Origin of the sequence: Brevibacillus sp. AF8 (genome assembly GCF_021270385.1) — a bacterium.
In the GTDB taxonomy this organism is placed as follows: Bacteria; Bacillota; Bacilli; order Brevibacillales; family Brevibacillaceae; genus Brevibacillus.
The window spans coordinates 1-19,267 of record NZ_JAGQDN010000037.1; the positions used below are offsets into that span (position 1 = coordinate 1).

Consider the following 19,267-nt stretch of genomic DNA (forward strand, 5'->3'; position numbering starts at 1 on the left):
TGGAGTCCTACCGAGCGGAGAAGGGATTTGCGGGCAAAAGAAACGCAACGTGCCCGAGCGACGAAGCGGCTACCACTTTTGCGTTTCCCCGCAAATCCCTTCGTACAGTCTCAGCCCCCAGCAGGACGGAGCCTGGAGCCTAGACTGGAAATATTCTTCTCTTCACCGCAGCTACATAGAACCTTATCCTTTTCAATTCATAGTAATCAAATGGGATTTAACAATTTAATCATTGACAAAGGCATGAACGACCACTACTATGAATCCATGAAATCCGATTAACATAAAGGGGATTACAACATGAAAAAAGTCATTCTGTCTACTTTACTTTCTTGCCTGCTACTGGGAATGGTTGGCTGTAGCACTTCCGGTTCTCCTTCTCAGCCGAATAATACGACTCCGCCTGCTGATCAAGCAGCTTCGCAAAACTTGCTAGAAAAAGTGAAAGCCGAGAAAAAACTCGTCGTTGGTACGGAAGGTACATACTCTCCGTTTACGTACCATGATCAGTCGGGCAAATTGACCGGTTACGATGTGGAGGTTGTCACGGAAGTTGCCAAGCGACTCGGTGTAGAGCCTGTATTTCAGGAGACCCAGTGGGATGCCATGTTTGCTGGTCTCGACTCCAAGCGCTTTGACGTCATTGCCAATCAGGTAGGAATCCGTCCTGATCGTCAGGAAAAGTACGATTTCTCCAAGCCATATACGACTTCCCGTGCGGTTTTGGTGACTCACAAGGACAATAACACCGTAAAAGACTTCAAGGATATCAAAGGATTAAAAGCCGGACAATCCATGACGAGCAATTACGCTGACCTTGCACGTGCCAATGGGGCAGAAATCGTCGGTGTAGACAACTTCAATCAGGCGATTGACCTGATCGCACAAAAACGCGTGGACGTCGTGCTCAACGATAATTTGTCAGTGCTTGATTTCCTGAAACAAAAGCCCGATACGCCAATCAAAGTCGTGGCGAAAAATGCAGAAGGCCAACCAACCGCTTTCATGTTCCGCAAAGGTAGCACGGAATTGATTGATGCGATTAACAAAGTGCTCGATGAGATGCAACAGGACGGCACCCTTTCCAAAATTTCCGTCAAATGGTTCGGCGAGGATATCACGAAGTAATTCTTAAACCTGAAGAAAACCATTATCGAGGAGAACTCAAGAGGGAGCGACCGCGTTTATATGGTACGTTTTCATGCGCCTAAGAATTTATTTAAATTCTTAGGCGTTGACAAAATTGTCTGTCCCTTTTAGTATGTTCCTATTCAAATTCACATCGGTTTAGTGGGGGTTAATTTATGAAAAAACTATTATTTTCCCTTCTCGCTTCCACTCTGTTAGTCGCATTGGCAGGTTGCGGGTCGTCTTCAACGGGACAGCCACCGCAAAATAGTGCCGCTCCTGCCCCAACAGAAGAGAAAAAAGAACAAAACTTGTTGGAAAAAGTAAAAGCCGACGGTAAAATTCTGATCGGAACCGAGGGCACATACGCGCCGTTTACATTCCACGATCAGTCTGGCAAGCTGACGGGCTATGATGTGGAGGTCGTGACAGAGGTAGCGAAGCGCATCGGTGTTGAGCCTGTGTTTCAAGAAACACAATGGGATGCGATGTTCGCTGGACTTGACTCCAAGCGCTTTGATGTCGTAGCGAATCAGGTAGGCATTCGCCCTGATCGTCAGGAAAAATACGATTTCTCCAATCCATATACTGTATCCACAGCGGTCCTTGTCACCCATAAAGACAACACGACCGTAAAAGGCTTTGAGGATATTAAAGGTTTGAAAGCAGCGCAAACATTGACGAGCAACCTCACCGATATCGCGAAGAAAAACGGAGCGGAAATCGTCGGTGTGGAAGGCTTTAACCAAGCGATTGACCTGCTTGTTTCCAAGCGTGTAGACATTACGATCAACGATGGGATTTCCCTGTTGGACTTCATGAAGCAAAAGCCTGATGTTCCTATCAAAATTATCGCAAAAGATCCGAACGTAGCGAAAAACGGTTTCCTCTTCCGCAAGGACAGCGCAGAGCTGGTTGATGCATTCAACAAAGCACTGGATGACATGACGAAAGATGGTACCCTTGCAAAAATATCAGAGAAATGGTTTGGTGCAGATGTCTCTAAGTAGCTTCTTTGAAAACCCAGAACGCCTGAACCGATGGATCGATATCGCGCAAAGCTCCTTTCTTCCCCTGTTGAAAGGAGCCTTGCTCTATTCTTTAACAATCGCCATCGCTGCCTTTTTCATTGGTCTAATCTTAGCGGTTCTCACTGCGCTTGCACGTCTATCCGGCATAAAGCCGCTGATTGCCATCGCCCGCTTTTATGTATCGATCATTCGCGGTACCCCTTTATTGGTCCAATTGTTCATCATTTTTTACGGATTGCCGAGCATCGGCTTGATGATCGATCCGATACCATCGGCAATCATCGGCTTCTCTCTCAGCGTAGGTGCCTACTCCTCCGAGGTAGTACGTGCCGCGATCTTGTCCATACACAAAGGACAATGGGAAGCAGCCTACTCCCTGGGGATGACCTACTGGCAAGCACTGCGCAGAGTCGTGCTCCCTCAGGCAGCTCGCGTCTCCATTCCTCCTTTGTCCAATTCGTTTATTAGTTTGGTCAAGGATACTTCGCTGGCTTCGGTCGTTCTGGTTCCGGAGATGTTTCGCAAAGCCCAGGAAGTCGTTGCTGCGACATATGAGCCGCTGCTCGTCTATGTGGAAGCGGCCCTTATCTACTGGGTGATTTGTTTCGTACTCTCCATTATCCAGGATCGCATCGAAAACAAGCTGGACCGTTATGTCTAAAAAGCAGGTGAAAACGAATGATTACGATCACGGATGTGCATAAACAATTCAACACCTTACATGTGCTCAAAGGAATTTCCCTCTCGGTGGAAAAAGGAAAGGTAGTCGTTATCATCGGTCCTTCTGGCTCCGGGAAGACAACCTTGCTTCGCTGCCTGAATGCACTTGAGGTTCCGACCAGCGGCAGCGTCCAAATTGGCGACGTCAAGCTGGACTTTTCCAAAAAAGTAGAGAGAACAAGTATTCCGAAGCTGCGTAAGCAGACAGGGATGGTGTTCCAAAACTACAATCTGTTCCCTCACATGACAGCCGTTGAAAATGTCATGGAGGGGCCTGTCACTGTCAAAAAGGAAGACAAAGAAAAAGCACGCACGAAAGCCGTTGCTCTCCTGAAAAAGGTCGGTCTCGGCGACAAGCTGGACCATTTTCCGGCACAGTTGTCTGGCGGACAGCAGCAGCGCGTAGGGATTGCGCGGGCATTGGCGATGGACCCGCAAGTCATGCTATTTGACGAGCCTACCTCCGCTCTCGACCCGGAGCTCGTTGGCGAAGTGTTGAAGGTGATGAAGGAGCTTGCCCAGGAAGGAATGACAATGATCGTTGTCACGCACGAGATGGGGTTCGCCCGGGAAGTGGCCGACGAAGTTATTTTCATGGACCAAGGCGTCATCGTGGAGCGAGATACACCTTCCCATTTGTTTGCAAAGCCGCGTGAGGAACGCACACGTCAGTTCTTGCAGCATTTGAAGTAGTGACCAGAAAAAAGACTCTGTCTCTCGTATTAAGAGCACAGAGTCTTTTCTTTGTACGATTGCCTTAATCATCAATGAAACAAATCACTAGAAAAATAATAATGAGAATCCAAATGAACCCGCCACCAAAAAAGAAGCCACCGCGATTGCAACCCATAATCTTCCTCTCCTCTCATTGAGATCAGATGGAAGCACCGATCAGCTGACAAGGATCAGTACTCCATTCAGCTTATGAAAACCGCATCTCTCCTGTATGGATGCCTGTCTATCCCAGCGATCAAAAAGAAAAAAAACGGGTGCCTGCCCCTCGGCCTTTATACAAAACCTAAAATTAACAAATGCTTCATGTTCTCTCTACTCTTCCTTAACATCAGACATCTATCATGAATGTGTCAGACCCTACGATGGACATTACGTCCTCCATTTCCGCCCGAATAGCCCCCTTCTACATCGGGCGGGCTTTTTTTCTTTGCCGCAAACCTATAAAATATGGATAAATAGACCATTTTTTAGCGGAGAGAGGGAATTACTTCATGGAAGAATATAAACGGGCGTTAGCGCAATATATTGACGCTACCAATACACATGACTTTGCCAATGTAGAAAAAGTGCTTCATCCGAATGCCATTTACTGGTTTTCTGACAAGACGTGTACATCCATGAGTGAGATCCGCGCTTACTTTGAAAATGCATGGCATCTGATCAAGGATGAAGTCTATGCAGCTACGGATGTCCAGTGGATTGCTGTCGATCAAAGATCCGCTAGCTGTGTATATACGTATCAATATCAAGGCTATTACAACGGGGAATTCGTCAAGGGAAGTGGTAGAGCCACGAATATTTTTACGAAAACAGAGACAGATGAATGGAAGCTCATTCATGAGCATTTGAGCGGCAAAGTTGAGTAAGAAAAAAATAAAAGCCTCGCTAGGAAGAAAGGCTTTCTTGGTAAGTCGAGACCCCTTTTGATAGGGGTCTCATTACTTTTTTTATCCATTAAAAAGGAATTCGTTCTGAATGAATCACATACTGATGCTGTGCAGCCCACTCTTGGAGACCATCCCAGAATGCTTCGCAAGCGGTAACGATTTTTGCTGGATCAGTCAAATCCCCCGTCATTACCAAGCTGGCTACCTGATCGAATCCAGCCGGACGATGCGGCAATTCCAGCGCTTCTGGCAAAACCTTGGCCCCTGTTGAGTATAGCTGTCGGTTATGCAGCCCGATCAACATCGCACCGTATTGGGCAAACTCCATAGCCAAATAGGGCAGATAGGTGTGGGGGCCGTTTAGATTTACGTTTCGCAGCTTGCCAATAAACTCATACATTTCCCCTACGAGAATACCGTTGATATTCTCTGTGAACGCTTCCTGCGACGGTGATTCTGCTGCTTTTTTGAGCGTTTCAAAAAAGCCCTTCGGATCGTACAGACTGAGCGGAGAAAAGAATGGGCCATGTGTCAGCGGCCAATCATCCTCGACAGTAGCAGCAGTGTTCAGCAAAACATCTGCACTGCACACATTCACTTCCGCCTTCCAAGGTCCCGCTGACCATTCGTAGCTAAATTCTATTTCTTCCCCTGTTTCTTCTAGTACACAAAACATCTCGATATCCGAATAAGGGCCGTCTGTCCCGCGAGAGATGGAACCATACACCCCAATGGCCAGAACCTTTTCTTTGTACACTTCATGCAATCTCGCAGCAATTTCTTGGCAGGTTTGAAATCGTTCACTTCGAGAAATTTTTACAGGTCCATTCATGTTCATTTACGTACATCTCCCTTGAAATAATGTGAGGTGAGCTGACACAAATACATGAATGGAGGACCTCGGGATTAACGGGGGACTTTTTTTGGATGCATGTGAACTTCCTCCCATCGACCAGATCGTACTGTTCGTCATGATATGCATTTATTTTACCAAGGAAAGGAAAATCTTACGAGTGATTATTATTGATGGCGGAAGCCTGGGCGTTGTCGATGGCCGATTGAATATACGCTTGTAGCGTATCGATGAAGGTACGAGCCGCGAACCCCATATATTTGTCCTTGCGATAAACCAGACAGATGTCTTGGCTGGGTGTCGGATGCAAGAGATTGATGATCGCAATCTCGTCGTCGTTTACGTTTTGCAGCAGTAAGCTAGGCAGGATACAGCCCCCGATCCCCTTTTTTACAAGACTCAATTGAGACTGGAGTGTAGTTGTTTCGATATGAGGCTGCAAACGAAAGCCTTCCTGTATGCAATAGCGATTGATGAGCTGTCTTGCTTGATGATCCGGCGGAAACATTACCATTTTCACATCTTGAAGCTGACCAAACTTAATTGCCTTTTCCTTGGCGAGTGGATGTGCGCGATGAACGGCAAGCGCGAACTCTTCATGAAATAGCGGAATGACAGTGATTCTCTCATCCGGCTCAGGTAACACAGTCACGCCCAAATCAATCTCGCCGGATGTGATTTGCTCCACGATTCTTGTAGACTCTATGACGGATAAAGATGTTTTCGGATACAAGCGGTGGAATTCTACAAGAAGAGCATCAAACAATAAATCGGCATCGCCAGGCAAGACACCGATCGTAAGCGTGCCCCCTTCGTTGTTTTTCATGGCAGCAATCGCTTCGCGTGCGTAATCGATATGGGAAAAAACATGCCGACTCTGTTCCAGCAATACCTTTCCTGCTTCTGTCAGTGTGATTCGCTTGCCTAAACGGTCAAACAGCGGGACACCCAGCTCACTCTCTAAAAACTTGATTTGCTGGCTGAGATTGGACTGCGAGGTACACAGCTTTTCTGAGGCCCGGGAAAAATGCATTTCCTCACATATTGCCATAAAATACTCCAATTGCCTGAGCTCCATTGCTTCACCTCTTGCGTCCATTATCATTTTTACTAATCATTCTAATCGGAAAAGCATGATTGTTCCGTTTTCCCCTACGACGTACACTTTAGTTGACGGTAAGAGCGCTGTCAATCATAGGAAAATGATAGGGAGGTTTGTCTCATGTCTCAAAGCATGATCGCTACAGCCACATCCGTTCGTCAAATTGGCCTGCAACAGATTCCATTGATTCCTGAGGAGCTATTGGATGTTCAATCCCCCGCTTTTTCAAATACACTTCGCTGGAATATCGGGCATATCGTCTTTTGTTTTCAACATTTCCTGTCCATCGGCTTGCCTTACCAATCTGACCTGCCCGCTTCTTACGCGACTCTTTTTCAGACCGGAACGAAGCCTGCTGACTGGACGACTGCACCACCCTCGAAAGATGAGCTGATTCACTACCTATCCGTACAGCTAGATCTGCTGGCCTCCGTCACCCCTGGCGAGCTAGAAGCAGCTTTGCCTGCCCCCATTACTATGGGTCCCTTCCAGTTTGCGACGGTAGGCGAAGTCTTTAACTTTGCCGTCATGCACGAATCCATCCATCTAGGGATCATTTCCAGCATGGTAAAAGTCATAGCGCAGGAAGCAACAGCAAAGTAGTTGCAAAAAAACGAGACCATTCGAAGGTCTCGTTTTTTCGTTTATTCGAACCGAGTGAACTTTTCTTCGGCAGGTGTGCGCGTGCGTGCTGCTGGTACATTTTCCTGATCAAAAAAGCCAAGGTGCAGGAAACCAACGATTTTCTCTCCTGGCGCAACACCCAAGATAGCGTGTGCCTTCGGGTCCCAGTTGTGCGCGTTTGTTTTCCAGACGACGCCTAATCCACGCTCCCATGCGAGCAACTGGAAGTTTTGAATGAGAGCAGCCGTCGCACTGAAATCTTCTTCCCATTGTTTTTGGCGCGGATCTTCTTTCATGATCACGACCAAATAGGCTGCCGGCTGGTTGTACATGTCTCTGCGCGCCTGATGGGCTTCTGGAGGATAGCAGGTGATCAGCTTCTCCACAAACGCTTCTTTTTTCTCTGAAGATACAAACAAAAATCTCCACGGCTCACGAATACCATGGTTCGGCGCGTATACGGCGTCATTCAACAGCTCCAGAACAAGTTCTTCGGACACAGTATCTGGTTTATAGTCTTTTTTAATAGAGCGGCGCTCTCGAATGATTTTGGCAATGGACACAACGGTCACCCTCTTCTTTTAGACTTTGCACTTTGATAATGGTTATCAGTCTTATTCAGAACATATGTTATCGTGTACACTCGTCAAAATCAAGTAAGAAGTAAACGAAACTGCACACCACGCTTTCAAGGATATGGTAAACTTTTGGACGAGGAGGGATGTAGCTTGGACAGACAGCGCCCAGCTCTCATAAAGCCCGGATTTTTCAGTATCGATGCGCCAGCAGACAGGCGACGCAACGAATTTGACTTTCATAATGAAGCGTTACTTTTCCACCAGCAGCCCGTCGATTTTGTTTTTTTCGGCGATTCCATCACGCATTGGTGGGATCTCGCTACCTTTTTTGGCCGGCCAGATCAGACGATCGTCAATCGTGGAATCGGCGGTGACACAACCGAACAAGCACGCAGACGTTTTGCCGCGGATGTCCTTCAATTAAAGCCACGTTATGTGGTGATCATGATCGGGATTAACAATACGTGGGCACTGGATACATTCTTGCCTTCCGACCGACTGACACCCCAAGAGATTTGCCAGCAGGTGACCAGTGATGTAGAAGCAATGGTGCATGCGGCTCTCGAGCAAGGCATTCAGCCCATTCTTTGTTCCCTTTTGCCTACATGCATGGACCGATACGCACGCAACCGTGAACGAAATGAGCTCGTCATCACTATCAATGAACGTTTTCAAGTGATTGCTAACCAAACAAACTGTCTCTATGTCGATTATCACTCCCGCATGACGGACGCAGATGGCATCACACTGCGCAAGGAATTGGCTGACGACGGGCTTCATCCGCATGTCCTCGGCTACCAGCTCATGGCGACCGTTTTGCGCGATACACTTTCTGCACATGACATCTCAATTGGCACACCATCATAAATAAAAAAAAGGATGCGGCTTTTTATGCCCATCCTTTTTTACTGCTTATTCCGGTCGTCGGTCCGTCAGCCAATGCCCACCTGCGATTTTGCCCACTGATGCCATCAAAACAGTCAGATGGGACGTGCCGTCAATGCCTAAATATTCGTTCATGTCATGATCCATCCAGTGACCAATCGTCGTTACCCCAAGCCCCAATCCGTTTGCTACCAAATGCAGATTTTGCGACACGTGCCCGGAATCCCACCAAATATAGCGGTACGCACGTTCTTTGTATTTGTCTTTCGTGCGATCCACCATTGCTGTCCAAACGAAATTGACAGCAGCCCGTCTCGTCACTTCTTGTTCTTCCGTGAACAGATAGGCAATCTCGGACGTGTCTTCTTTCTTCAGTTCTTCCAAGCACCAATTCTGTACATCCAGGTGATACAGGCCCTTCTCGAGTCCCTCCACGTTGTTGATCATCAGGTACGTCTCAATCGGATACAGGGCCCCGGCAGACGGCGTCGTGCGTAATTGATAGTCTCCCATATCATCTGTGATACCCTGTGTACCCCACAGCAAGAGATTCAATTCGTTAAGCGTCATAGGCTGCTTCAAGAAATTACGCTTGGATCTTCGATTGGCGAGAACCTCCCACAAATCGACGGACGCCGGAAACTGCGGCTTGCCCAATTCTATGCGGGCAAATACCTCTTCATAGCGCAAATACGTCGCCGGTCTTTTGGAAAAATCGTAACGAGAGGCCCAGCCTTTTTCCAGCTCGCCTACCCGGTAAGAGGTCGCCTCGATAAATTCATTTGCAATTCGCTGCCATTCGGGATGCATCTATGTTCCTCCTCGTATGTTCTTGGTGGTGATGTCTTTTACTATACGAAGCTCTTTTCCATTAGTAAAACAATGATTTATAATATCTTTCATAAGATAAAACTAATGAAAAGGAACGTGGAGACATGACGCTTACCCAACTGCAAGTGTTTGTCACCGCAGCAAAAGCTGGTAGCTTCACGCGGGCAGCAGAAGAAATCGGCTTTACGCAATCCGCCGTCTCGCAGATGATTCAGTCCCTGGAAAAAGAGCTAGGCGTCAGTCTTTTTCAGCGTAGTCGCAGCGGGATCACTCCGACGAGCATCGGAGAACGGATGCTTTCGCACGCTCGCGACATTTTAAACATCACATCCTGCATGACGGAGGAAGCAAACGTGGCCCGTGGGATTTCATCCGGCACCTTGCGTATTGCCTCGATCCCCAGCGTCGCCTCCCGCTTTTTGCCCGGACTTTTGGGCAGCTTTCGCAAGCGGTTTCCGGCCGTGGACATCCTGCTTTGGAAGGCGACAGTGATGAAATTAGCAACTGGCTGCACAGCTCGGTTGTCGACATTGCTTTTACCGTTATGCCTGATAAGGAAATGCAAACGTTGCCGCTCCTGCAAGACGAAATGATGGTCATTTTACCAGATACCCATCCGTTGAAGGACAGTCAGACCCTTCGTTTTTCCGAAATTGCAGAGCGTTGTTTTATCATGCCAAAGGATGGCTGCATCCGAAAAATGCTGCAAGAGAATCACATCACTCCAACGGTTACATTTGAAGTGCGTGAGGTGTATACGATTTTGACCATGGTGCAGGAGTATATTGGCGTCACCATCATGCCTGAGCTGTACATGCCACCTGTCATCCCCAAAGTCGTCGCGATTCCTCTGTCGCCGCCGATTACAAGGGAAGTGGTGCTCGCGGTGCGCAACTGGCAGTCGATCTCCCCACTCACGGCAGAATTCGCCGTTCACAGCCAGCAATATGTAAAAGGCATGGATTTCACGCCAACAAGCAAGTAGTCACACGAACAAAGCCCTCGCCTATTGGGATGGGCGGGGCTCTTGGTGTGCGAGAAGCTCTGTTAGCCATTTTTCAAATTTATTGGCACTCATAATTTCATGGGTAATAAATTCGCCATCATAAAACAAGCCAAAGGTCGTCCATATGGCAGGCGCGTTCTGTGCTGCTTCCCTCGTTGTCAGCTTGTAAGTATGAAAGGGAACACTTTTCGCTTCCGCTACTTTACTCAGCTCTTCCAAAACACCACCAGCAAATGGACATTGCGCTGTGTAATAAATGGTGACGCCTTTGTACTTTAAAGAAGTTGTTCCTGTTTTCTTAAAGGACGGCATAGCTGCTTGTCCATTCCATTTCCATGTCACTAATTGAAAATAAGGTTCTGCTTGGTCTGCCAGCTCAAACCCTATATGTTCAAAAAAGCGTCTCTCGCTCAAATATGGGTACTTGTTCTTCCCTACGATATGAACGATTCCGTCCATGCCACGTTTGACGGCATCTTCCTTGCAATGATGCAACAATTGCTTCGCATACCCGTTCTCTTTATATCTGCCGGACACCCACAAACAGTTGATATACATATAATTGGGTGCTTCAATCGGCACCCATGCCATTTCCGCAGGCAAGTACTCAATAAATACTTTTGCTCGCTCATCCAAGCGATAAAAAACCAAACCTTCATCCATTCGCTCTGTCAGCCACTTCTTCTTCTCAGCTACTGCACTCTCGTATTGTTTTGCACCTAATGCACAGCATATGTGCTCCGTTTCTATGTTCTTTTTCGTGATTTCTATATACCCCATTTTTTATCGCCTCCACCTTTCCTCTGCTTTTAGATTAAAATCGGCGATTTTGGATAAAAATGGTTGTTTTTTTAGTAGCCGAATGGTTGTGTATATTTTACCACTTCCTGACTCCTATGGAAAAGAAAGCAGAAGCATTTGTAGTACCAGTAGCCATCGAAGGCAATTGCGTGCGAATTTAAAGCTCTATTTCACCTGCTCTATCTTGCTCCAGATGAACAAGTGGAACAGGAGAGTAGATAAACGTATCCCCGTCGTTTTCAAGCTTGTACATGATACAAAATAAAGCTGAACCTCTATAATCGCCACTCGGTATGGAGAAAATCATGGCTGGACAGCGCAGCTCAGCAGAATGAACGCTTGCACACAGATCTTTATACGTCACAACAGCAAGGTTGTCGACATCAGCGAGATGCTGTTGACAATCCCCGATAACTTGCCTGTAATACTCTATATTCTGATGATACTTATTCGCAAAGCTCTGCTTATACTCCTCAATGCTAAGAAAGCAACACTCCCAATCCAAAGGTGGGATACTTAACACATAGCGATAGAACTTCAACTTTCGGATTCCTCCTTTTTTGAAATCGAGCTATTATACGCGATCATTAAAGCATATCTACTGGTATGAAATAAGGCTATCACAACAATAGCTCCATGGCTGCGCGTTCTTTATCCGCAATCTCGAGCAACAGCTTAGACGCGTGCACGAGCTCTTGGTGCTCACCTGTTCTTCCTGCATGGTCGATTGAAGCAGACACGCTAACCCACATTGGAGCGATCTCTGTAAACATAGAGTGGGCTTGTTCGATCCTCGGGTCCTCCAGCCGATCAGCACATTCTCTCAAATAATCCCTATACAGATTCCGAAATAAAGCGCCGCCGGTTCCCGCCCGCTCCATTAGCGTCGCGGTAAGACATAAATCATGTTCGAAATTGTTGCTGCGAGAAGGCCACTTCAAGATTTCATTGCTCATTTTAACAACGCCTCTATTGCCAATATTCTGAATGGGCGGGTTCAGATAGTCATGCGCATTCATAGTCAAGGATTCGCGCATAGCAGAAACAAGCGGAAGCAACGCGTCGTTTGGCTCGATCGTAAAGGAACGATTCCGGGAGCTCATGGGTCCCTTTGCATTTCTGGCAGCGGCCAAGCTTGTCAAACTCGTCTTCACTAGTCCACCCTGTTGTCTGGTGTCCGCCAAGTAGGCGTATTCGTCATCTATACCGTAAAGTACCGCATAGTGACCGGCGAAGTGCACTTTGTTCGTAAAATAATCTAAGTAATAGGCATCTAATTTAAGCCCAACCGGAATGCCGTGTTCGATGCTGCTTCGGACGTTCTGCCACGCCTTATTAACGGACGAGGTTTCTTGATATCTGACGTTCAAGCCGAGTCGTTCGGCGAGATAAGCGGTCAGTTTATCCGGTTTTATCCTTCCTCCGATGAAGGGGAAGTCCATTCCCTTCGAATCCCAGTATATGAATCCAAGCCCTTGCCCGAGTCCGAACAAAATCGGTTCAGACAGGTGGACTCCCGCATATTGCATTAAATTGCCCATGGCGGTTGTTTCGCAATGTTCGCCTTGATAAGGGATGAAACCTTCAATAAATTTGACCATGGCTACTTGCCTCCTCCAATAATTCATGTATGAAACGTCTAACGAACGCTTGCTCGCTCTCGATTAAGCTGAATGGATGCAAGAACAACGCCCTTACGTTCAGCGGCAAGCTAGCTCCGCCTTGTGACTCGTACTTCTGTCTTATTTTTATCGAGGCTTGTTCAAGAAAATCCAGTCGTTTCCGTAAAGCAATGACGGCCTCTTCCTTCCCGATATGGGGCAAAGCGGCCAAACCGAGATCGAAGCGGTTGTCACGTTCCCGTGTAGACGACAGACTGTCAAGAATTTCATTTCTCAGCTTACGTATACCCACTTCGGTGAGGGCAAACCGGGTCGGCGCTGGCCCCTTGCCGGACTTCTCGTCGGATGTCTCGGGTGAGATCCATCCTTTATCGCTAAGTTTCTTCAATCCTGTATATATCGAGGTTGTACCGATATTCGCCCATTCTTTATAACCTCGCTGTTCGACTAACTTCATAATATCGTATCCGGAAGCTTGACGATGTTCCGCGATCATTTGCAGGAGCATGAATTCGACATTCGATAATGTATGCATAGAGAGACTCCTTATCTTTAGTATTTCATATATGGAATATAACGCAGGTGTAATAAAAATTCAATAACCGAATCAGCTAGAAAACTACACGGGTCTTGAGGTTGATAATGAAAGCGCAAGATCTTGAAATGTACATTCCCCTATACTAAAAATGGCAATTAGTTGTAACGAAAAATGGGGGAGCGAACATGGGTAACAAGGTGGAAGGATTGTTAACTAACGCAGATTTTCGCAGGCTCTGGATTGGGCAAACTGCATCACAGTTCGGGACTCAGGTTGCATTATTAGGAATGCCATTAGTGGCAGCTCTCTATTTAGGGGCCAGTCCCATGCAAATGGGGTTTCTTGGTTTTGCCGAGTATGCGCCATTTATCATTTTCGGTTTGCTCGCTGGTGTATGGATAGACAGATTTCCCCGGCGACCAATTCTTGTCGCCGCTAACTTTTTCAGGGGTGCATTACTGCTCATTGTGCCGCTGACAGCCCTAACTGGATTCCTGAATATGACGGTACTATATTTGGTTGCCTTCATAGTGGGGATCTGTACTGTCTTTTTTGATGTTGCTTATACATCCTTTTTGCCTTCCATTGTGAGCAAGGAGCAGCTTGTTGATGGGAATAGCAAGCTAGAGACAAGTAAATCTACCGCGCAAATTGCTGGGCCGGGTTTATCAGGTGGACTGGAACAGTTAATAACCGCTCCTTTTGCAATATTGTTCACGTCGGTATCCTTTTTTGTATCCGCTGTGTACATAGCCCGGATTCGCAAGTTGGAGACAGTCGTGACAGATGCCAACAAACAAAAAAACATGTGGCTGGAAATGAAAGAAGGGCTGCATACGGTTTACACAAAACCGTTGCTGTGGGGAGTGGTGCGCTGCTCAACAATCTTTAACCTTTCCTGGAATGTTATTTTTAGTGTTTATGTTCTTTATGCATCGCAAGAACTCAAAATCAGTGCGAGCATTCTTGGCATCATTTATGGAACGCTAGGACTAGGGTACCTATTTGGCTCTCTGCTTGCCCAAAGGGCTGTACACCGTTTTGGAGTAGGTCCAACAATTGTGGGTTCCGCTACGATCGCAGCCAGTGGCGGTTTGCTTGCTCCATTAGCAGTAGGATCAGAATTAAGTATGGCGTTGATTATGATGACGGGACAGCTTCTTTTCGGAATGGGTGTCTCCATGTTTAGCATTAGTACCATCAGTTTACGTCAAGTAATTGTACCCGATGCCCTGCAAGGTCGCGTGAATGCTACGTTTCGATTTATCTCGTGGGGGTCTTTACCGCTTGGTTCGTTAATTGGAGGGATGATAGGGGGCACAATGGGTTTACGGTTCGCTTTATTTGCGGGTGGCATTGGATTGTTAGCTTCGGCTTTTACATTATTGTTCACCCCATTTTTACAACTACGTATGAAATCATTTCATGAAGTAACATTGGAAAAAGATGTGTCTATAAAGAGCTAAGGAGTGCCTTAAGAAGTATGAAACTAATGGTATCAATCGTTGTCAGCAATAAGAAAAACCAGGAAGACCATCTTCCTGGCTAGTACCGAATGCCGAGCTCTGCCGCCAACACGAGAAACATCGCATGCGACCAAAGGAGCGGCACAGCGGGATGCCCTGCCCTCTCCACCCACATCTCATAATGAGTCGGAGAAAGCAAATGCTCCTGCACTTGCTCAGGCAGTCCGCTCGCTTGCCGCTGGGACACCATCCACGCCGCTATCTTTTCGGCTTCTTCACGCCTGCCCGTTTTCACGTAATACCAGCCCAGCCACGCAAATAACAACAGCCACTGCCCCCCGCCGTAATACGTATCGGTCGGATAGCGATGTACGCCGTATCCTGCGCGCAGCTCCTCTTCTATAGCCTGCACGGTTCGGATCATAAGCGGATCAGCCACGTCGACGATCCCATACGGCAGTGCCAGCCAGAGCAGACTAGCATCCACAGAATGATCCCCAACGGATTTTATCAATCGCCCGTTGGCTGTACCATGCTCGCATATGAATTGGCGAATGGTCTCTCCTTGCTGAGTCGCCTCCCGCTTTTTGCCCGGACTTTTGGGCAGCTTTCGCAAGCGGTTTCCGGCCGTGGACATCCTGCTTTGGAAGGCGACAGTGATGAAATTAGCAACTGGCTGCACAGCTCGGTTGTCGACATTGCTTTTACCGTTATGCCTGATAAGGAAATGCAAACGTTGCCGCTCTTGCAAGACGAAATGATGGTCATTTTGCCAGATACCCATCCGCTGAAAGATAGTCAGACTCTTCGTTTTTCCGAAATTGCAGAGCGTTGTTTTATCATGCCAAAGGTTGGCTGCATCCGAAAAATGCTGCAAGAGAATCACATCACCCCAACAGTTACGTTTGAAGTGCGTGAGGTGTATACGATTTTGACCATGGTGCAGGAGTATATCGGCGTCACCATCGTAGGGAAGAACAAGTACCCTTATTTGAGTGAGAGGCGTTTTTTTTTAGCATATGGGGTTTGAGCTGGCAGACCAAGCAGAGTCGTATTTTCAATTAGTGGCATGGAAATGGTGAACGATTCCGTCCATACCACGTTTGATGGCATCTTCCTTGCAATGATGCAACAATTGTTTCGCATGCCCGTTCTCTTTATATCTGCCAGAGACCCACAAACAGTTAATATACATATAATTGGGCGCTTCAATTGGAACCCATGCCATTTCCGCAGGCAAGTACTCAATAAACACTTTTGCTCGCTCATCCAAGCGATAAAAAACCAAACCTTCATCCATTCGCTCTGTCAGCCACTTCTTCTTCTCAGCTACTGAATGTTCGTATTGTTTTGCACCTAATGCACAGCATATGTGCTCCGCTTCTATATTCTTTTTCGTGATTTCTATATACTCCATTGTTTACCGCCTCCACCTTTCCTCTGCTTTTATCTATGATCGCGGACGATTTGACCAAGCCTCTCAATGCCAGATTCAAAATCGGCGATCGAAGCGTACCCATACGAGAGCCGCACATACCCTTCTTTCGTCTCCCCGTAAATGTTGCCCGGATTCAGCAGAATGCCCTGGCGTTTGGCTGCTGTAAAGAGCTCCATCGTCGAGAGCTTTCCATTCATTTTCAGCCAGATGAAATATCCTCCGTCAGGTACTTCCCACGTCGCGAGCTCACTCATGTGCTTCGTAAGTGCCCGGATGGCAGCCGCTCGTCTTGTAATGAGCTGCTCTCTGACCTTGTGCATATGCCTCTCATACAAGCCACTTGCCAGCCACTCCTCCGCCACACGTTGTGATAGTGAGCTGACTCCGTAATCCGTCTGCATCTTGATATCGGCCAGGCGTTCGATAACTGGCTCTGGCCCCACTACCCAACCAATCCGCAAGCCGGGGGTCAATGTCTTTGACAGGCTCCCGATGTACAGGACATGTCCGTGTTTATCTCTAGCCTTGAGCGGCAGCGGTGGAGGCTCTTTCGTCCACAGCTCGCGGTAAATGTCATCCTCGATAATCGGCAGACGCTCTTCTTCACATACCCGCAGCAGCTCCAACCGGCGTTTTTCTGTCATCAGGATGCCTGTTGGATTATGAAAGCAAGGATTGGTGTACAGAATCGCCCCATGCTCCTCTTTTCGCCTCGCATAGATCGCCTGTGCAATCATCCCCTGACGATCCATCGGCAATCCGGCAAGCTCCATCCCCGCCGACTGGAACACATGCAAGGAATTGAGATACGAAGGCTGTTCCAAAAACACAGTTGAACCTCGATGCAATAACCCAACCGAAATGAGCTGGAGCGCCTGCAATGCACCAGACACGATTAAGACAGAAGAAGGCGAAGCTGTAATTCCTTGTCGTCCGACATATTCACTGACCGCTTGGCGCAGGGGAAGGTACCCTCTCGGCTCTTCATATCCAAATCCGCTAAGGTTCCTCGTTACCCGCTCCATGACTTGCTTCATCGTATCGACTGGAAACATGTCTGGGGAGAGCTCTCCTTTGCTCAGCTGAATCAGGTCTGACTGGAATTCACGCTTATTGATTTCTTGCACCGACGTCATGCTTGGCTTGTGCAATCCAGATCTGACGTACTCACTCCAATCCGGCGGTGGTGTCGTAGCCAACAGCGTCCAGGTATTATTGACAACGACAGTGCCCATTCCCAGCTTGCCCTCGATCAACCCGTCTGCTGTCAACTCCTCCAATGCCGCAATGACCGTGCTTCGATTGACTTCGAACGCTTGTGCCAAGTCGCGTTGGCTGGGGATTTTGCTGCCAATCGGCCATTCTCCTGTAGATATTTTTCCTTTGATAAAATCAATAATTTTCCGATATTTCGGCAACCGTTTCTCTCTGTGCAACCTGATCGATCCCTTCCTCTTCCTCATCTTCATAGGTAAAAGTGGTTGGTTTTTTTGATAGCCGAGTGGTTGCAGATATTTTACCACTTCTTGTTTACCATGGAAAAGAAAGAAGAAGCAGAGAATAGCAGGTTGGTTTTTTCATTCGAAGGAGGGAAGTTATCTTGTTTCATCCTGTCAGAAGTCGTATTTTCGCTGCACATGCCATCAGCATTTTGTTATGGGCCTCGGCCTTTGCCGGTATTCGCGTTGGGCTGCAAGCATACTCGCCGGAGCATCTCTCGCTGCTTCGCTTTCTGATTGGTTCTCTTTTTCTCGGGATACTCGCACTGTTTTTCCGCATCCGTCTGCCGGAGTTAAAGGATGTCCCAGCTATCCTTCTGCTTGGGGGCTTGGGTTTCGCCGTTTACCATACAGCGCTCAACTACGGGGAGATGAGCGTAAGTGCAGGTGTAGCCAGCCTTTTGGTCACGACGACGCCGATCTTTTCCGCTCTCCTCGCTCTCCTATTCTTCCGGGAGCATTTCGGTGTGAGAGGCTGGTTCGGTGCACTGATCAGTTTTCTAGGAGTCGCCATCTGTACGATTGGCACAGGAGAGACCCTCCAAATAACAGACGGAATATTCTTGATTTTATTGGCAGCCAGTAGCGAAAGCATTTACTTTGCGTTTCAGAAGCCATTCGTAGAAAAATACGGCGTTCTCGCGTTTACGGCCTACACCTTATGGGCAGGTACCTTCTGCATGCTCTTCTTTCTGCCCGGACTTGGCACAGCGATAGCTCAAGCGCCTTGGGATGTGACACTCAGTGTTGTGTATTTGGGCATTTTCCCAAGCGTTGTTGCTTATTTGTCCCTCGCCTATGTGACTTCTGTCGTTGGCACCTCGGAGGCTACTACCTCCCTTTACATGACGCCAGTGCTCGCTTTTCTGATTGCTTGGGTGTGGCTGGGTGAAGGTCCTACGCTTGTGACGATGGCTGGTGGCGTTGTGACGCTTGTCGGTGTCCTGCTCGCAACGATGAAGCCTCGGTTATCCAGAAGCACATTCAAACACCAACCCTTTTAGAAACGCCAGTATTTCCATGCTTGTCGCTATAGGCGTATCGATCGGAATCAATATGCTTGGAGCTTGGAATGACTACCGTTTTGCTTTGCGGATGCCTCGTAACCATTTGGATCAGAGAGAGCTTTACATCGAGCTTTGACTCAGTCTCCTCCGGGAGAAACAGAACCGGGCATCTCATTTGTGCGCAGGCATCCTCAAAGTGCAAATCACAGACTGTCTCTATGCTCAGCGAGGCAGGTGCTCCCTTGCAAGCGCCCCTTGCCCTCACGACAGAGGAAGCGGTTGCTCTGATTTTGTCCTATGAAGCTCTCCCCTCCTTCGGACAAGCCATTTGCAAAAGAAACCCTGTCTGTGATAGCCAAGCTGCTTGCGAGTATTCCAACAGAGTCCTGAGCTGAGCATAGCAACAAATGGTGTCAATAGATGTCAGCAATAAGAAAAACCAGGAAGACCCTCTTCCTGGCCAGGCTGTCGAGAAAGTCGACAGCCATTTTTATTTCACTTAATTTTAAAGCGACA

Annotated in this window: 21 protein-coding genes and 2 pseudogenes; 12 read left to right on the forward strand and 11 right to left on the reverse strand. The window is 47.6% G+C overall.

Annotated features, from left to right (window positions below; all coding sequences use genetic code 11):
- The first annotated feature begins 300 nt into the window (after window positions 1-300).
- From KB186_RS27845 to KB186_RS27865, 5 genes are all read left to right on the forward strand, one after another.
- Window positions 301-1,128, forward strand: a complete 828-nt coding sequence (locus KB186_RS27845) for an amino acid ABC transporter substrate-binding protein (protein WP_221868096.1) — start codon at window positions 301-303, stop codon at window positions 1,126-1,128.
- 176 nt (window positions 1,129-1,304) lie between these two features.
- Window positions 1,305-2,138, forward strand: coding sequence for an amino acid ABC transporter substrate-binding protein (locus KB186_RS27850; protein WP_173610884.1), 834 nt, complete (start codon window positions 1,305-1,307; stop codon window positions 2,136-2,138).
- Window positions 2,125-2,820, forward strand: a complete 696-nt coding sequence (locus tag KB186_RS27855; RefSeq protein ID WP_056489631.1) for an amino acid ABC transporter permease — start codon at window positions 2,125-2,127, stop codon at window positions 2,818-2,820. The genes KB186_RS27850 and KB186_RS27855 overlap by 14 nt, the downstream gene beginning before the upstream one ends.
- Before the next feature lie 17 nt (window positions 2,821-2,837).
- Window positions 2,838-3,572 carry an amino acid ABC transporter ATP-binding protein gene (locus KB186_RS27860; protein WP_173610883.1) on the forward strand — a complete coding sequence of 245 codons (735 nt, stop codon included), beginning with the start codon at window positions 2,838-2,840 and terminating at the stop codon, window positions 3,570-3,572.
- Between the two features lie 533 nt (window positions 3,573-4,105).
- Window positions 4,106-4,480 (forward strand): YybH family protein, encoded by a 375-nt coding sequence (locus tag KB186_RS27865; protein WP_056489635.1) that lies wholly within the window; start codon window positions 4,106-4,108, stop codon window positions 4,478-4,480.
- A gap of 88 nt (window positions 4,481-4,568) precedes the next feature.
- On the opposite strand, the gene KB186_RS27870 is transcribed toward KB186_RS27865, so the two are convergent.
- Window positions 4,569-5,339, reverse strand: coding sequence for an ANT(4')-I family aminoglycoside nucleotidyltransferase (locus tag KB186_RS27870; RefSeq protein WP_221868095.1), 771 nt, complete (start codon window positions 5,337-5,339; stop codon window positions 4,569-4,571).
- A gap of 169 nt (window positions 5,340-5,508) precedes the next feature.
- Entirely contained in the window at window positions 5,509-6,432 is a 924-nt protein-coding gene (locus KB186_RS27875; protein WP_232774819.1) for a LysR family transcriptional regulator, read from the reverse strand.
- Between the two features lie 144 nt (window positions 6,433-6,576).
- Here KB186_RS27875 and KB186_RS27880 point away from each other — a divergent pair, with 144 nt between their 5' ends.
- Complete coding sequence (locus KB186_RS27880) at window positions 6,577-7,059, forward strand: DinB family protein (RefSeq protein WP_232774821.1); 483 nt, start codon at window positions 6,577-6,579, stop codon at window positions 7,057-7,059.
- Between the two features lie 41 nt (window positions 7,060-7,100).
- On the opposite strand, the gene KB186_RS27885 is transcribed toward KB186_RS27880, so the two are convergent.
- A complete protein-coding gene (locus tag KB186_RS27885; protein ID WP_173610878.1) occupies window positions 7,101-7,652 on the reverse strand; it encodes a nitroreductase family protein in 552 nt (183 codons plus the stop codon).
- A gap of 156 nt (window positions 7,653-7,808) precedes the next feature.
- Between KB186_RS27885 and KB186_RS27890 the strand changes: the two genes are divergently transcribed.
- Entirely contained in the window at window positions 7,809-8,525 is a 717-nt protein-coding gene (locus KB186_RS27890; RefSeq protein WP_232774822.1) for a GDSL-type esterase/lipase family protein, read from the forward strand.
- A gap of 45 nt (window positions 8,526-8,570) precedes the next feature.
- On the opposite strand, the gene KB186_RS27895 is transcribed toward KB186_RS27890, so the two are convergent.
- The gene (locus KB186_RS27895) at window positions 8,571-9,353 is read right to left on the reverse strand and encodes a SagB/ThcOx family dehydrogenase (RefSeq protein WP_232774824.1); all 783 of its coding nucleotides are present in this window, start codon (window positions 9,351-9,353) and stop codon (window positions 8,571-8,573) included.
- Between the two features lie 125 nt (window positions 9,354-9,478).
- Between KB186_RS27895 and KB186_RS28345 the strand changes: the two genes are divergently transcribed.
- Both KB186_RS28345 and KB186_RS28350 read left to right on the forward strand, forming a co-directional pair.
- The gene (locus KB186_RS28345) at window positions 9,479-9,967 is read left to right on the forward strand and encodes a LysR family transcriptional regulator (RefSeq protein ID WP_255688988.1); all 489 of its coding nucleotides are present in this window, start codon (window positions 9,479-9,481) and stop codon (window positions 9,965-9,967) included.
- On the forward strand, window positions 9,850-10,359 hold the full coding sequence (locus KB186_RS28350) for a LysR family transcriptional regulator substrate-binding protein (RefSeq protein WP_255688989.1): 510 nt from the start codon (window positions 9,850-9,852) through the stop codon (window positions 10,357-10,359). Before KB186_RS28345 ends, KB186_RS28350 begins: the two co-directional genes overlap by 118 nt.
- Before the next feature lie 21 nt (window positions 10,360-10,380).
- Here KB186_RS28350 and KB186_RS27905 read toward each other — a convergent pair whose 3' ends face one another.
- The 4 genes from KB186_RS27905 to KB186_RS27920 form a co-directional block, all read right to left on the reverse strand.
- Window positions 10,381-11,160: a GNAT family N-acetyltransferase gene (locus KB186_RS27905; RefSeq protein ID WP_232774825.1), complete on the reverse strand. Its 780-nt coding sequence runs from the start codon at window positions 11,158-11,160 to the stop codon at window positions 10,381-10,383.
- Window positions 11,161-11,338: 178 nt separating this feature from the next.
- Window positions 11,339-11,722, reverse strand: a complete 384-nt coding sequence (locus KB186_RS27910; RefSeq protein ID WP_232774826.1) for a hypothetical protein — start codon at window positions 11,720-11,722, stop codon at window positions 11,339-11,341.
- A 79-nt stretch (window positions 11,723-11,801) separates the two neighbouring features.
- On the reverse strand, window positions 11,802-12,782 hold the full coding sequence (locus tag KB186_RS27915; protein ID WP_048034143.1) for a BtrH N-terminal domain-containing protein: 981 nt from the start codon (window positions 12,780-12,782) through the stop codon (window positions 11,802-11,804).
- Window positions 12,766-13,338, reverse strand: coding sequence for a PadR family transcriptional regulator (locus tag KB186_RS27920; protein ID WP_048034144.1), 573 nt, complete (start codon window positions 13,336-13,338; stop codon window positions 12,766-12,768). Before KB186_RS27920 ends, KB186_RS27915 begins: the two co-directional genes overlap by 17 nt.
- A 188-nt stretch (window positions 13,339-13,526) precedes the next feature.
- On the opposite strand from KB186_RS27920, the gene KB186_RS27925 reads away from it, so the two are divergent.
- Window positions 13,527-14,807: an MFS transporter gene (locus tag KB186_RS27925; protein ID WP_232774827.1), complete on the forward strand. Its 1,281-nt coding sequence runs from the start codon at window positions 13,527-13,529 to the stop codon at window positions 14,805-14,807.
- A 79-nt stretch (window positions 14,808-14,886) separates the two neighbouring features.
- On the opposite strand, the gene KB186_RS27930 is transcribed toward KB186_RS27925, so the two are convergent.
- Window positions 14,887-15,444: a glycoside hydrolase family 15 protein gene (locus KB186_RS27930; protein WP_370646719.1), complete on the reverse strand. Its 558-nt coding sequence runs from the start codon at window positions 15,442-15,444 to the stop codon at window positions 14,887-14,889.
- Here KB186_RS27930 and KB186_RS27935 point away from each other — a divergent pair.
- Window positions 15,380-15,777 (forward strand): annotated as a pseudogene (locus KB186_RS27935) (LysR family transcriptional regulator substrate-binding protein); the annotation flags it as partial. The gene KB186_RS27930 and the pseudogene KB186_RS27935 overlap by 65 nt on opposite strands.
- 108 nt (window positions 15,778-15,885) lie before the next feature.
- Here the strand turns inward: KB186_RS27935 and KB186_RS27940 are convergent.
- Both KB186_RS27940 and KB186_RS27945 read right to left on the reverse strand, forming a co-directional pair.
- Window positions 15,886-16,224, reverse strand: a pseudogene (locus KB186_RS27940) (GNAT family N-acetyltransferase); the annotation flags it as partial.
- A 29-nt stretch (window positions 16,225-16,253) separates the two neighbouring features.
- On the reverse strand, window positions 16,254-17,708 hold the full coding sequence (locus KB186_RS27945) for an aminotransferase-like domain-containing protein (RefSeq protein WP_221868178.1): 1,455 nt from the start codon (window positions 17,706-17,708) through the stop codon (window positions 16,254-16,256).
- 137 nt (window positions 17,709-17,845) lie between these two features.
- On the opposite strand from KB186_RS27945, the gene KB186_RS27950 reads away from it, so the two are divergent.
- Complete coding sequence (locus KB186_RS27950; protein WP_221868082.1) at window positions 17,846-18,748, forward strand: DMT family transporter; 903 nt, start codon at window positions 17,846-17,848, stop codon at window positions 18,746-18,748.
- The last annotated feature ends 519 nt before the right edge of the window (window positions 18,749-19,267 follow it).